Annotated in this window: 9 protein-coding genes and 2 pseudogenes; 4 read left to right on the forward strand and 7 right to left on the reverse strand. The window is 69.1% G+C overall.

What is annotated here, in order from left to right; genetic code table 11:
- The first annotated feature begins 102 nt into the window (after positions 1 to 102).
- Positions 103 to 1,581 carry an amidohydrolase family protein gene (locus ACGFIO_RS22360; protein WP_392828222.1) on the forward strand — a complete coding sequence of 493 codons (1,479 nt, stop codon included), beginning with the start codon at positions 103 to 105 and terminating at the stop codon, positions 1,579 to 1,581.
- Positions 1,582 to 1,957: 376 nt separating this feature from the next.
- On the opposite strand, the gene ACGFIO_RS22365 is transcribed toward ACGFIO_RS22360, so the two are convergent.
- The 3 genes from ACGFIO_RS22365 to ACGFIO_RS22375 form a co-directional block, all read right to left on the reverse strand.
- Positions 1,958 to 2,527, reverse strand: a complete 570-nt coding sequence (locus tag ACGFIO_RS22365; RefSeq protein WP_392828223.1) for a hypothetical protein — start codon at positions 2,525 to 2,527, stop codon at positions 1,958 to 1,960.
- Positions 2,528 to 2,585: 58 nt separating this feature from the next.
- Positions 2,586 to 3,593 (reverse strand): 1-aminocyclopropane-1-carboxylate deaminase, encoded by a 1,008-nt coding sequence (locus ACGFIO_RS22370; protein WP_392828224.1) that lies wholly within the window; start codon positions 3,591 to 3,593, stop codon positions 2,586 to 2,588.
- Between the two features lie 438 nt (positions 3,594 to 4,031).
- The gene (locus ACGFIO_RS22375) at positions 4,032 to 4,691 is read right to left on the reverse strand and encodes a GntR family transcriptional regulator (protein WP_392828225.1); all 660 of its coding nucleotides are present in this window, start codon (positions 4,689 to 4,691) and stop codon (positions 4,032 to 4,034) included.
- 557 nt (positions 4,692 to 5,248) lie between these two features.
- Here ACGFIO_RS22375 and ACGFIO_RS22380 point away from each other — a divergent pair.
- The 3 genes and pseudogenes from ACGFIO_RS22380 (at position 5,249) to ACGFIO_RS22390 (ending at position 8,133) form a co-directional block, all read left to right on the forward strand.
- Positions 5,249 to 5,947 carry a hypothetical protein gene (locus ACGFIO_RS22380; protein WP_392828226.1) on the forward strand — a complete coding sequence of 233 codons (699 nt, stop codon included), beginning with the start codon at positions 5,249 to 5,251 and terminating at the stop codon, positions 5,945 to 5,947.
- A 48-nt stretch (positions 5,948 to 5,995) separates the two neighbouring features.
- Positions 5,996 to 6,622, forward strand: a pseudogene (locus tag ACGFIO_RS22385) (transposase family protein); the annotation flags it as partial.
- Positions 6,623 to 6,924: 302 nt separating this feature from the next.
- Positions 6,925 to 8,133: a nucleotide disphospho-sugar-binding domain-containing protein gene (locus tag ACGFIO_RS22390; protein ID WP_392828227.1), complete on the forward strand. Its 1,209-nt coding sequence runs from the start codon at positions 6,925 to 6,927 to the stop codon at positions 8,131 to 8,133.
- A 117-nt stretch (positions 8,134 to 8,250) separates the two neighbouring features.
- Here ACGFIO_RS22390 and ACGFIO_RS22395 read toward each other — a convergent pair.
- The 4 genes and pseudogenes from ACGFIO_RS22395 to ACGFIO_RS22410 all read right to left on the reverse strand — a co-directional run.
- Positions 8,251 to 8,717, reverse strand: a pseudogene (locus ACGFIO_RS22395) (transposase family protein); the annotation flags it as partial.
- A 181-nt stretch (positions 8,718 to 8,898) separates the two neighbouring features.
- The gene (locus tag ACGFIO_RS22400) at positions 8,899 to 11,109 is read right to left on the reverse strand and encodes an ATP-dependent RecD-like DNA helicase (protein WP_392828228.1); all 2,211 of its coding nucleotides are present in this window, start codon (positions 11,107 to 11,109) and stop codon (positions 8,899 to 8,901) included.
- 151 nt (positions 11,110 to 11,260) lie between these two features.
- Positions 11,261 to 11,824 (reverse strand): tyrosine-type recombinase/integrase, encoded by a 564-nt coding sequence (locus ACGFIO_RS22405; RefSeq protein ID WP_392828229.1) that lies wholly within the window; start codon positions 11,822 to 11,824, stop codon positions 11,261 to 11,263.
- A 1,716-nt stretch (positions 11,825 to 13,540) separates the two neighbouring features.
- Positions 13,541 to 13,993, reverse strand: coding sequence for a hypothetical protein (locus ACGFIO_RS22410; protein ID WP_392828230.1), 453 nt, complete (start codon positions 13,991 to 13,993; stop codon positions 13,541 to 13,543).
- Positions 13,994 to 14,247: the final 254 nt, after the last annotated feature.

Consider the following 14,247-nt stretch of genomic DNA (forward strand, 5'->3'; position numbering starts at 1 on the left):
GCGCGGCTACGGCCGGCCCGCGCCCCGGCGAAAAGCGAAACATGCTCCCAGACAACCACTGTCGCGGTGTGCTCTCAATCGTTGTCCGCTCTACGGTTGGGTATGCGGACGATCCTCCGGGGCGGGACTGTCGTGCAGGTCGGCCGCCGGGTCGCGGAACGCGCCGACGTGGTGATCGAGAACGGGCTGATCGTCGGCGTCGGCCGGTTCGGCCCGGCCGACGCCGAGGTCATCGATGTGTCCGGGCTGGTGGTGTGTCCCGGGTTCGTCGACGCCCACGTGCACGCCGAAGGCGTGCTGGCCGAGACCGGCGGCCTGGAACCGGCGCTGGCCCAGGGCGTCACCACGCTGGTGCTCGGCCAGGACGGCTGCTCGTGGGCGCCGGTCAGCGCGGACACCTGGGCGGTCACGCAGGACTACTTCGCGGCGATCAACGGGCGGGCGGCCGGTCCGCCACGGGACCTGACGGTGCGGGAACTGCTCGACGACCTCGACGGCTGCGCCCAGAACGTGGCCTACCTGGTCCCGCACGGAAACCTGCGTTCCCTGGTCACCTCGTCCTCGGCGCCGCTGGACGCCGCTGCGCTCGTGCGGGCGGTGCGGCTGCTGGAGCAGGGGCTGGAGGGCGGCGCGGCCGGTCTGTCGAGCGGGCTCGACTACATTCCCGGCCGGTACGGGGACACGGCCGAACTCGCGGCGCTGTGCGAACCGCTGCGGGCCGGCGACAAGGTGTACGCGTCCCACCTGCGCGCCGCCACGGCCGACGTCGACCGGGCCATGGGCGAGCTCATCGACGTCGGTGCGCGGGCCGGTGTCCGGGTGCACGCCTCGCATCTGCGAGCCCGCTGGGACCGCGTCGAGCCGGCGCTGGCCCGGGCCGACGCCCGCGGTGTCACGCTGACCTACGACTCGTACCCGTATCTGGCCGCCATGAGCCTGCTTCGCATGTACGTCCTGCCGCCGCGGATGGGCCGGGACGACCTGCGGACGACCACGCCGCCGTTCGACCGGGAACGGCTGTCCCGGATGACGATCAGCTACGCGCGGCATCCCAGCTATCGGGCGTACGAGGGCCTCACCATCACCGAAGCCGCGTCGCGCGCCGGCCGTCCGGTGGCCGACTTCGTCGTCGCGCTGCTGTACGACTCCCGGCTCGAGGTGTCGGTGATCGTCACCGGGGGCGCGGCGACCAGCCACGACATCGTCCGGATCGCGACCGGCGACCGGCACTGCGGCGGCTCCGACGGCATCTACCTGGGTTCCCGGCCGCACCCGCGAGGCTATGCCGCCTTCACGTCACTGCTGCGGATCTACCTCGACGACGGCGGCGGCTGGCTCACCGCGGCCGACCATCTGGCCGCCCGGCCGGCCGAGGTCTTCGGGCTGGCCGGGCGGGGCGACATCCAGCCCGGGTACGCCGCTGACCTCGCGGTGTTCGACGAGGCCGCGATCGAAGCTCCGGCCACCTACGAGCAGCCGACCGCCCGGTCGCGGGGACTGCGCCTGGCCTTCGTCAACGGCGAGCTCGCCTGGTCGTCCGGCTCCTGGACCGGCTCCCGCTCCGGTGTCGCCATCCGATAGCCCGTACACATCCCGCCCTTGATCTTGAAGTCGCACCGCCTCCGCTTCCCCCACCCTTGATCTTGAAATCGCGCCACGACCGCCCCCTCCCGCACGCTTGATCTCGAAATCGCGCCGCCACCACCCCCTCCCGCACGCTTGATCTCAAAATCGCGCCGCCACCACCTCCCCCCGCACGCTTGATCTCGAAATCGCGCCGCCACCACCTCCCCCCGCACGCTTGATCTCAAAATCGCGCCGCCACCACCTCCCCCCGCACGCTTGATCTCAAAATCGCGCCGCCACCACCTCCTCCCCCACCCTCTGGGTGGGCGGCCGACCATAGCCGGAAAACGGGGCGAGCGGCCGCGGCTGTCCACAGGTCGCGCGCGGTGCGTCAGGCCGGGGCGGGCAGGTCGCAGGTGAAGCGGAGCCAGGCGCCGGCCGTGGTGATCAGGTCGACAGTCAGGTCGAGGGACCGGTCCGGTGGCAGCGGGATGACCGCCAAGGCCAGGCGCTCGCCGACCGGCTGGACCGCGGCGACCTCCGTCGCGCCCGGGAAGGCGGTGATCGTCCAGTGCCGGATCGGCCCGGTCGACGGGTCCGCGCAGAGATGGACGACGGAGCTACCGCCGCGATCGGGTTCGGCCCGCAACCGCAACGTGTGACCACCGGCGGCGGACGTCACGGCCGACATCCGGACCGGGCAGTCACCCGCGGGTGGGGCGGCGGTCACGCCGCTGCGCAGGGCGGCCGCGCTGCCAACGAAGATCAACAGAGCAATGAGGACCATGAGGTACGGCGACAGCCCGCGCGATGGCGCCGGCCGGGCCGGTGACCGCCGGCGTACGGTGAGAATCGCCCCGTCCGGGGTGTGCCGGGTGATCAGGCGTGCGCGGGCCCGCACCGTGCGGCGCCTCGTGACGCTGCACCGGCGTACGTAACCCGCCCGCTCACCCATCGACACCCCCGTGACCATAGTCGCCGCGAAGCGCCGCCCGGTTCCCAGGTGTCCGCCGAACGTGTCAGGAGAACACTCCGCTGTACGCGTTGAGGGCCGGCTGGCCGCCCAGGTGGGCGTACAACACGTTTGCGGTTTTGGGGATGTCGCCCCGCCGGACCAGGTCGATCAACCCTGCCATCGACTTGCCCTCGTACACCGGGTCGATGATCATGCCTTCGAGCCGGCCGGTCAGGCGAATGGCGTCGATCGTGGACTCGACCGGGATGCCGTAGCGGTCGCCGGCCCAGCCCCCCAGCACGGTGATCTCGTCGTCGCGCAGGTCCCGGCCAAGATCGATGAGGGCGGCGGTGTCGCGGGCGATGCGCGCCACCTGCTCGGTGGTCTCGGTCAGCCGGGCCGAGGCGTCGATGCCGAGTACGCGCCGCGGCCGCTCCTGCCCCGCGAACCCAGCGATCATGCCGGCCTGGGTGCTTCCCGTGACGCTGCAGACCACGATCGTGTCGAAGAAGACGCCCAGCTCACGCTCCTGCCGCTCGACCTCGTAGGCCCAGTTGGCGAAGCCCAGCCCGCCGAGCCGGTGGTCGGAGGCGCCGGCCGGGATCGCGTACGGCACCCCACCACCCGCGGTCACGTCGTCGAGCGCCTGCCGCCAGCTGTCCTTGAAGCCGATGCCGAAGCCGTCGCGCACCAGCCGTACGTCCGCGCCCATGATCCTGGAGAGCAATATGTTGCCGACCTTGTCGTTGACCGGGTCGGGCCAGTCGACCCAGCTCTCCTGCACCAGCACCGCCTTGAGCCCCGCCTTGGCCGCCACCGCCGCGACCTGCCGGGTGTGGTTGGACTGCACACCGCCGATGCTGACCAGCGTGTCGGCGCCTTGGGCGAGCGCGTCGGGCAGCAGATATTCCAGCTTGCGGGTCTTGTTGCCGCCGTAGGCCAGGCCGCTGTTGACGTCCTCGCGCTTGGCCCAAACCCGGGCGCCGCCGAGGTGGGCGCTGAGCCGGTCGAGCGGGTGGATCGGGCTGGGGCCGAAGAGCAGCGGGTAGCGCGCGAAGTCGTCCAGGGCCATGTCACTCTCCGGTGTTCGAGGTGTGGGTCATTGCGCCGCAGTGTTCAGCGGGCCGTTCTCTGCATCGCGGCGCTCTCTCACGCCGCCGCGCCCCCTCACGCCGCCGCGCCCCCTCATGGCGCCCGCTCCTTCCACGCTGCGGCGACTTACCTACGCCGCAACCCCATTCCTGCACCGCCACGACTTCCCTGCGCTGCGGCGACGTCCTTGCGCCGCAGCGCCTTCCCTCCGCCGTCGCGCTTCCCTCCGCCGCCGCGCTTCCCTCCGCCGTCGCGCTTCCCTCCGCCGTCGCGCTTCCCTCCGCCGCCGCGCTTCCCTCCGCCGCCGCGCTTCCCTCCGCCGCCGCGCTTCCCTCCGCCGCCGCGCTTCCCTCCGCCGCCGCGCTTCCCTCCGCCGAGGTGCTGTTCGGCGGGACGGTCGTTACGACGGGCGTGAGTCTCATCCGGTCGGCCCCGTGTTGAGGAGGGGCGCCAGGGTCATCCAGTTGGCGCGAGTCGCGGCGGCCGCGCCGTCGGTGTCGCCGGCCTCGTAGAGCGTGATGATCTGGTCGTGCTGGGCGACCGAGCCGCGCCCGCTGAGTGAACCGAATCGGGCCCGTTCGAGCCGGCGCAGCACCGGGGTGAACTGGTCGAGCACGCTGCGCACGGCGACGTTGGCGCAGGCGGTGACCGCGACACCGTGAAAGTCGTCGTCGGCCTCGATCGCGGCGTCGACGTCGTTGACCCGCAGGGCCTCGGCGAAGCGGGCGTTGGCCGTACTCATCAGGTCGAGGTCGGTGTCGGTGAGATGCGCGGTGCGCACCGCGAGCTCGTGCATCGAGGCGGTGACGAGCTGGGCATCATGGACGGCGCGGACGTCGAGCGGGCTGACCATCGTGTAGCGCCCCGGCCGGGTCTGCACCAGACCGGCCTCGTCGAGCCGGGCCAGAGCCTCCCGCACCGGGGTGCGGCTGACCCCCAGCCAGCGGGCGAGCTCGACATCGTTGAGGCGCTCGCCCGGGGCGAGGGTGCCGTCGACGATGGCGTCACGGATTGCCCGAAAGGCGTCGTCGCGCAGGAGCGATCGCGCCATCAGGCCACGGCTCTCAGGTACCGGCATGCAATATATTGCACGTTGCGTACCCGCCGAAGTCAAGGGCAGGCGCAAGGTGTTGTTGCTGGCGGCTGAGCTGGCTTCATGGGATGCCACTGGATATGCCGGTAAGGAGGGGCAGCGAGGGTCGCGGCGCATCTGAATGTCACGCGGTAGGGGTTGTCGTCGCGACCGCCGCGACGGCCCAGTCTTGCTGGATGGGTCGGCGGGCATGCAGTGGCCCTGGCGAGTAGTGCTGAGGGGGCGTTACTGCACCGCCCCCGGCAGCACACGTCAGTTGCTCACGATGAGTATCGGTGGGCCTGGGCTACCGTGCGGATCGCGGCTAAATGAGTTGAGGCGGTCGAGGTAAACGCGCCATCAGGTGCGCCTACTCGATAGCCGAGTGAACGATGACCGCTATCGGCTGTTCGCCTCCACCTTCAAGCCGGTCAGGTGGACCTACACCGGCGCAAAGCACTGACGTCCGGTTATGGCATCGGCGCACTAAACGCACCGTAACTGATCAACGAAACCCGCGCTACCATCCCGATCAACCGCGCCTGGCCGATCAAAGGAACGACATGACTGTCCGCAATGCCGGCCCGGCACATCCTGAGCCGGCGAGCGCGGACGAGTCACCGACCGGCATGAAGCCCGATGCCGGCCTGATGAAGCGCCGTCGACTCCTGACGTGCGCAGCTGTTGTCCTCACGGCCACCACCGGTGTTACCGCAGCACACGCTGCGACCACCGCGGTCAGTGAACCGGCTCTCAAGCAGCCCGATCCCACCGCGACGAGCTTCGACGCGGCCTTCTGGCACCGCCAGGACCGGCTCGTCGATCTGAGGGGCTGGACCGAAGACCTGCCCGGCCTCAAGACCAGCGGCTACGTCACCAGTATCAACAACGAGCCGGTCGACGGCTCCGTCGTCCTGGTGTGGCACGGGCCGCCCGACCCCGTGCAACGGCAGATCATCGACGAGGCCAGGCGCCGGCACATCCCCATCGCCGTCCAGCAACGCAAACACACCATGGCTGACCTCGAACGGGCCGCCAACCAGATCTTCGCCATCGAGTCGGGCACCGGCGAGTTCCACAACTTCAGAATCAGCGGCGCCGCCCCCTTCAGTATCGAATTCGACGGCGTAACAGTAATAGGGGAATACATTCATCCACCGGCCGAAGGCATCGCGGCCGCGGACACCGCGCTCACACGGGCACTAACCGCCAGAACCGGCGTAGCGGTCACGATCGAGCACGGCCAAATCGTGCCCCTTTGACCGGCACAGCCGAAATTTCGGCGACCAGCGATCGCCCAATCTGGCGGGCTGGCCCACCTTCGCAACGGTGACACGTTCACCCGGCTGGCCGCCGGCTTCCAGATCGGTGTGGCCACCGCCTGGCGCTACGTCCGCGAAGCGATCACCCTGCTCGCGGCGACCGCCGACGACCTGCACACGGCCATGACCCGGATCCGCCTGCTGGCCTACGCGATCCTCGACGGCACCCTGATCCCGATCGACCGCGTCCACCACCAGGAGCCCTACTTTTCCGGCAAGCATCGTCGTCACGGTGTGAACGTACAGGTCATCGCGGACGCGGCAGGCCGTCTGGTCTGGGCCTCGGCGGTGCTGCCGGGCTCGACGCATGACCTGACCGGCGCCCGCACCCACGGCATCATCGACGCGCTAACCAGCGCGAAGGTGATGACCTTCGCGGACAAGGCCTACCAAGGCGCCGGTGGCACCGTGCGTACACCGTTCAAGCGCCACCGCCACCGGCCGAAGCTGTCAGCCCGGCAGAAAGCCGTGAACGAGGCACACGCCCGCATCCGCGCCCGCGGCGAACGAGCCCTCGCGACCCTCAAGACCTGGAAGCTGCTGGTCAAGCTGCGCTACAGCCCGTCCCGCACAACCACGATCGTGCAGGCCATCCTCACCCTGCACCACCTCCAGAACCCCGATCTACCGAGGTTGAAAAAGCTCACTGATCAAAAGCCGGAAGCACCGATCTTGGTAAGAACCCCCGCCGGGCCACCGTCCAGGAGGAATTCCTCGTGTTTGGGGCGTCCGGGCACCCCACGTTGCGCGGAAGGCTCGATGGCACCAGCCCGACCAACGTGGTCGATTAGCATGATCGGAACCTATTGCGAGGAGAGTGTTCCGTGGCGCGTCTGGTGTTCGTCACTGTGCCGTTGGTGGGTCATGTCCGGCCGGTCCGCGACGTTGCCGCCGGGATGGTCCAGCGTGGACACGATGTGACGTTCCTGACGCACGAGTTCTTCCGGCCGGCCATCGAACAGGCGGGAATCCGGTTTGTGCCGTTCGTCGGCGACGCCGCGGTCCACCCGGCCCAGTTCACTGCCGAGTTGGCGGAGCACGAGCCTGGACCGGACGTGTCGATCTGGTATTTCGAACGGCTAATGGTCAATCGGATGACCGCCGAGCACCAGCAGATCCAGGAGGAGTTGGCAGCGGCCGGCGAACCCGTGGTCCTGGTCACCGACGCGGCATGTATCGGCGGATGGCCGATCGCCCTGGGAGCGCCAGGCATCCGCCCGGCCGCGTTCATCGTGCTCCTCACCTCCACCCAGGTCATTCCCAGCGTGGATGCCGACCCAACCGACATGACCCTCCCCGAGGACACGACGGAGGCCCGGGCCCGGTATCTGGCGATGGCCGCCATGCTGCGGGACATGTTCGCCGCCCCGCACCAGCGGCTGGAGGAGAAGATGGCGGGTCTGGGGGTGACCCCGCCGGTCCCGTTCTACCTGGACGGCATGGCGCATGTCCCGGACCGGGTCCTACAACTGTGCCCGCCCGGCTTCGAGTACCCGCGCAGCGACCTGCCGGCGATGTTCCGCTACGCCGGTGTCCCGGGGCCCGCCCCGTCCGCCGACGAGTTGCCGTCGTGGTGGCCGGACGTGGTGGACGCCGAACGGGTCGTCGTGGTGACGCAGGGGACGCTCGCCAATAAGGACCACTCCGCCCTGCTGGAGCCGGCCATGCACGCCCTGGCGGAACTCGACGCCCTGGTAGTGGTGACCACTGGCGGCGCCGAAGCGGCGTTCGACCGGGTCCCGGCCAATGTGCGGGTGTCCACCTACGTCCCGTTCAACCTGCTGCTGCCGCACGTCGACGTGCTCGTCACGAACGGCGGCCTGGGTGGCGTGCTGCAGGCGCTGAGCCACGGCGTGCCGGTGGTGGTCGCCGCCGACTCTGGCGACCAGCCGGGCGTGGCTAACCGGGTGGAGTGGACCGGCACCGGGATCAACCTGCACACCGGACGTCCCACCGACGCCGCGGTCCGGGAGGCCGTGGATGCGGTCCTGAAAGAACCCTCCTACCGGGACGCCGCCCGGCGCCTCCAGGCCGAGATCGCCAACCTCGACGCAGCCGTCGAACTCGAGAACGCCATTGCCGAGCTGACGGCTCACGGGACGGCGGCGGCCGGCGGCGCGAAGTAGTCGCGCAGTATCGCGATCCGGCCGTCCCGGACACGGAAGATCTGCACCAGTGACATCGCGGTCCGGGTGCTGTCCGCCCGGCTGAAGGCGGGGTCGATCCCGCAGATGAAGGCCTCCGGAACGGGCTTTGTTGACGGCCTTCTGCCGGGCTGACAGTTTCGGCCGGTAGCGGTGGCGTTTGAACGGCGTCCGCATGGCACCTCCGGCGCCTTGATATGCCTTGTCGACGAAGGTCATCACCTCCGCGCCCGTCAGCGCGGAGGTGATGTCTTGTGTGCGGGCGGCGGTCAGGTCGTGCGTCGATCCCGGCAGTGCCGCCGAGGTCCAGACGAGGCGGTCTGCCGCGTCGGCGATGACCTGGACGTCATGCCGTGCCTGCGGTGTTTTCCGGAGTAGTAGGGCTTCTGGTGGTGGACGCAGTCGATCGGGATCAGGGTTCCGTCAAGGATCGCGTAGGCCAGGACGCGGATCCGGGCCATGGCCCCCTGCAGATCGTCGGTGGTCGAGGCGAGCAGGACGACCGCTTCGCGGACGTAGCGCCAAGCGGTGGCCACACCGATCTGGAAGCCGGCGGCCAGCCGGGTGACCCGGGAGGAGAACTTTCTTGATCGATTGCTGGTCTTACCAGGAGCCTCACCTCGCCCGGCAGCCCACCCCGAGATGCATCCTCAGCTGCGCAAGCCAGTTGGAAAACGCTCATTGTTCTCGGCATGTCCGGGAGTGGCTGGCGACAGGTGGTTGGCCGCCGGGCGTTACGCCTTTCGCTCAGGTGGTGAGGCGGTGGGTGAGGGCGGTGTGGCGGCGCCCGGCGCTGACGGTGCGGATGGCGGCGGCGAGGGCGCGGCGGGAGCCGACGAGGACGACGAGTTTCTTGGCGCGGGTCACGGCGGTGTAGAGCAGGTTGCGTTGCAGCATCATCCAGGCGCTGGTCGTGATCGGGATGACGACGGCGGGGTATTCGGAGCCCTGGGAGCGGTGGATGGTCATCGCATAGGCGTGGGCCAGTTCGTCGAGTTCGTCGAAGTCGTAGGTGATGGATTCGTCCTCGTCGGTGCGGACGGTCAGGGTCTGCTCGTCAGGATCGAGGGCGGTGACCACGCCGATGGTGCCGTTGAAGACTCCGGACTGGCCCTTGTCGTAGTTGTTACGGACCTGGGTGACCTTGTCGCCGATCCGGAACACCCGGCCACCCGCGCGCCGTTCGGGCAGACCTTCCCGGCCCGGGGTGAGTTGCTGCTGTAGCAGCGTGTTCAGGGCGCCCGCGCCTGCTGGGCCGCGGTGCATCGGGACGAGGACCTGCACGTCGCGGCGCGGGTCGAGGCCGAACTTGCGGGTGATGCGGGTGCAGGCGACCTCGACGGTCAGGGCCGCGGCGGCTTCCGTGTCGTCGCACGGGAACAGGAAGAAGTCGCTCATGCCGGTCAGCTGCGGCGGGCGGCCCGCGTTGATCCGGTGGGCGTTGGTGACCACTCCGGAGTCGGCGGCCTGCCGGAACACCTGGGTCAGGCGGACCCGGGGCACGGTGTCGGCGGCGAGGAGGTCCCGCAGCACCTCCCCGGCGCCGACTGAGGGAAGCTGGTCGACGTCACCCACCAGCAGCAGGTGCGCGCCGGGTGGGACGGCTTTGATGAGTTTGTTGGCGAGGATCAGGTCGAGCATGGATGCCTCGTCGACGACCAGCAGGTCTACGTCGAGGGGGTTGTCCCGGTCGTAGGACGCCTCGCCGCCTGGCTGCAGCTTGAGCAGGCGGTGCACGGTCGCGGCGGGTTGGCCGGTCAGTTCGGCGAGGCGTTTCGCGGCCCGCCCGGTCGGCGCGACCAGCTGGATCTTCGCCTGCTTCGCGGCGGCGAGTTCGACGATCGAGCGGACCGTGAAGCTTTTGCCGCAGCCCGGCCCGCCGGTCAGGACCGCGACCTTCGCGGTGAGTGCGAGCCGGACGGCCTGTTCCTGCTCGGGCGCCAGGTCGGTGCCAGTGCGTTTCTTGAGCCAGGTCAGGGCCTTGGCCCAGTCGACGCCGTTGAAGGCGGGCATTCGGTCGGCCCGGTCGCGCAGCAGCGTCAGCAGAGCGTTGGCGAGGGACATCTCGGCCCGGTGGAACGGCACCAGGAAAATCGCCGCGATCGGCCCGTCCAGGCCCGGCAGTGTCTCGCGGACGACCCCTTCTTCGGTGACCAGATCGTCCAGGCAGCCGGCGGCCAGTCCGCCCGGGACGTCCAGGATCTTCGTGGCCTCGGCGATCAGCTGATCGGCGGGTAGATAACAGTGGCCGCTGTCGGTGGCCTGCGACAGGGTGTATTGCAGGCCGGCTTTCACCCGTTCGGGGCTGTCGTGCGGGATCCCGACGGCCTGCGCGATCGCATCCGCGGTTTTGAACCCGATGCCCCACACGTCGGAGGCCAGCCGGTACGGTTCGGTCTTGACCACATCGATCGACTTCTCGGCGTACTTCTTGTAGATCCGCACCGCGATCGACGTGGACACCCCGACGCCCTGCAGGAAGACCATCACCTCCTTGATGGCCTTCTGCTCCACCCAGGCCGCAGTGATCTTCGCGGTACGTTTCGGGCCGAGCCCCGGCACCTCGACCAACCGGCCCGGCTCCTCCTCGATGACCCGCAAGGTGTCTACGTCGAAATGGTCGACGATGCGTTCGGCGAACACCGGCCCGATCCCCTTGATCAACCCCGAACCGAGGTAGCGGCGGATGCCCTGGATGGTCGCCGGCAGCACCGTGGTGTAGGAGAGCACCTCGAACTGGCGGCCGTACTGCGGATGCGACGACCACCAGCCCCGCATCCGCAGGCTCTCACCCGGCTGCGCCCCGAGCAGCGACCCGACCACCGTCGTAAGGTCGGACCCCCGGCCGGTGGCCACCCGGGCCACCGTATAACCGGTCTCCTCGTTCACGAACGTCAACCGTTCCAGCACCGCCTCCAACACCTGCGGCGCCGGACGAGACACCCCACCCGCCGACACCCGACCATTCTGCCCACCCCACCGGAAGCGTCGGGCGTCGGACCCGCACGACCGGAGTACCCCAACCGCCGTAACGCCGGTGACCCCTGGCCCTTGTCCCTTCGTCGCAGGCGTCGGGCATCAGCGGATGCTGCACCTGTGACCAGGGCGTTCAGGTACCGGAGGCCATATCGGCGGCGGGGATGTAGTTGGGGTGCCGGTCGAGGTTCTTGCGTGCTCGGCCGTAACGCATCGTGGTCTTAGGGTCGGCGTGCGCGGCGGCGATCCGCACGTCGCGGAGGCTGACTCCTGCGTCCAGCATGGTCATGACGAACGTGTGCCGCAGCATATTGGGGTGCATCCGCGCCATCCGGATCCCGCCTGTCGCGGACAGGTGCTGCAGGCGGCGGGTCGCGGCATGCCGGTCCGTTCGCCGACCGAGCGTGTTGCGCAGGATCGGCCCTTGCTCCCGGCCTTCGGTGGCGTGCTCGATCGACCGGGCCAACGGGACCAGCACCGTCTTGTCGCCCTTGCCGCGGACCTTCAGGACGCAATGGCCGTGTTCCTCGCCGAGGTCGGTGATCTTCGCGCCGCAAGCTTCGAAGATCCGTAACCCGAGCAGGCCGAGCATCGCGGTCAGGGCGAAGTCATTACGGTTGGCCGACAGCCGGGCGGTCGTCAGCAGGGCCTCGAACTGCAGGTGCCCGAGTTCGAGAGTAGGCGAGTCGGTGGGCATCAGCCGCCGGCGCACCTAGTCGGCTGGCAAGTGGGCAGGATCTGGTCGATGACGCAGACCCGATAGAAACCGACCACGACCGACAGCCGGCGGGAGACGGTCGATGGCTGGTAGCAGCGGACCTCCTGCAACCAGCGCACATAGCGTTCGACCTCGACCCGACCAAGGTTCAGCGGATCAGGTTCCTGGCCCCATGCACCAGGTCAGGAAAGCCTTAAGGTCGGAGCCGGTGTGCACGCGGGACTCGCCGCGGTACCGGCCCAGGTACGCGGCGACCGCCACCCGGAGAACCCGCTCGTCGTCAGCGGCAACGACCTGCCCAGAAAACAGAGGAGATAGCCATACTTCACGGTGCGTCACCGCCAGCAAGAGCACCAACGCCCTCGACGCGGTGAGTGCGGCTCGCAGCGCAAGATCGTCCCGTCGCGTTGGCGCGGATCGCGGCCAGATGGGGCGCCCTTCTTTGCACGAAGGCGGCCCCTGTGGCGGCCGAGTCTGTGTGGAGGTGAGAATCGTCGCTCTTTCTGGGTGATCGTTCAGTGTGATGGTTCGAGCGGCGTGCGGAACAATTCTTGGTATGCGACAGCTTCAATTGTTCACGGCGGCGGGATTGGCCGCCATGCGTGATCGAACTGCATCGCGTCACTATTCTGTCGAGGGCGAGGAATTCCGCCGGGAGCACGCCCGTCATCGGGTCTGGGGCTTGTCACAGAGGCATGCCACGAAGCTGCGCCGGTTGCGGTCTGGAGCAGACACAGATCGGTCACCACGGGTGCCGGACCCAACACCTTCGGCTCGACACCAGGCGGCGGAGTCGCCGGACCTGACTCATACGGCCGAGGCAAACGTCGCGACGCCGATGGGAGTTGGGCCGCCGGAGCAAACGGCCGCGTGCGAGGACGCGCCAACGGTGGCGACCGCCGCCGTAACCGAACCGGCGGCCACACCCAGCGTCCCCATGATTGACCCGGCGGCCGTGCCCCACGTCGCCGTGACCGACCCAGCGGCCGCGCCCCATCTCACCGTGACCGACCCAGCGGCCACAACCAGCGTCCCCGTGACCGACCCGGCCACCGCGCCCCACCTCACCCTGACCGACCCAGCCGCCACGCCTAGCGTTGCTGCGACTGGACCCGCAATGCCGGACCTCGCCGTGCCGACTCCAGCGACCTCACCGGCGACAATCGCAAAACCCAGCGGCGACGCAAATGTCTTACCCATCCACACAGGACGAACCCCCACCGGCCTGTCTCGAAGAAAAGCTGTTACGTGCATCCGGAACCGCGTCAAACGCCGACCCGGACCCGCCCGAAACTACAGAAACAATCTGACAACCCGAATCCGCCAGCCGGCTTCGGGCGGCGTGTATTGCTGTCATCGGCCGGCAATTGCTGAAGCCGGGAAGGAGCGAAGTCCGCCTCATCACGGCTCGCGGCGAAAGCGACTCACATCGGCCAGATCCGCGCACGCGGGCCTCGGTCGCTTCACGATCGTCTACACAGAGAGTGAACGGCTCCGAGTCACCGCCAGAACCATCGGCGGTGGAGATTCACAGTGGTGCCGGTTCTCGCGGACGTGTTGGCATGCTACGGCAGCTATGCGCCGAAAGTCGCTAACGTCTGGCGCTTCAAAATCACGAAACGAAGCCACCGGTTGCTATCGCGCGTTTGCAACCGGCGGTTGGTACAGCAAACGGGCTGTAGCAGCCCGTGGCCGTCAGCTCAACGGTGGCGGGCCCTCGGGCGGCTCCGGGTGGCTTGGAGCCGAAGACGACTCCGGGCGGCCGGCCGCGGGCGACTCTGACGACGCGGCGGCGGGCAGCGCTGGAGTGCCGGCGGCGGGCAGCTCCGGTCGCGCGGCTGCCGGCAGTTCACGCGGCCCCACCGGCGCGGGCGTGACGGTCGGCGGTTGCACCATGGCGGCGATCTGGGCCAGGTTGATGCTCCAGCCCACACCGAAGGCGGGCGGCCCGACCACGCTCGGATTGTCCGGATCCCACGCCGCGCGCCGGAATTTGTCGAGATCGGGCGCCCGGAAATCGTACGGCACCCCGGCGATCTCACCGTGCCAATCCCGCTCCTGATCAGGCTTGTCGAGTTCCTTGGCGACCGCGGCACCCGCAAGAGCACCCGCGGCCGCGGCAGCGATCCGAGCCAGCACGCCAATCATCGCTCCAGGCTAACCCCAGGATCAAAACCATCCGATGGGTACGCTCGACCGTGTCCCCAACCGCAACACCCCGCCCCGGGGCACACCGCGACCTCATCAAGGCGCAAGGCCGTGAACGCGAGTCTCGCGTGAGCGGGACCCATCCCCCACTCGGCCTGCCCGACCGCAACCCCATCCCCCACCCGGCCGCAAACCCGAGACCCGCCGCCGGACCAGAACCCGTCACCCGACCGGCCGCAAACCCGAGACCCGCC

Source organism: Actinoplanes sp. NPDC049265 (assembly GCF_043197135.1).
GTDB lineage: Bacteria > Actinomycetota > Actinomycetes > Mycobacteriales > Micromonosporaceae > Actinoplanes.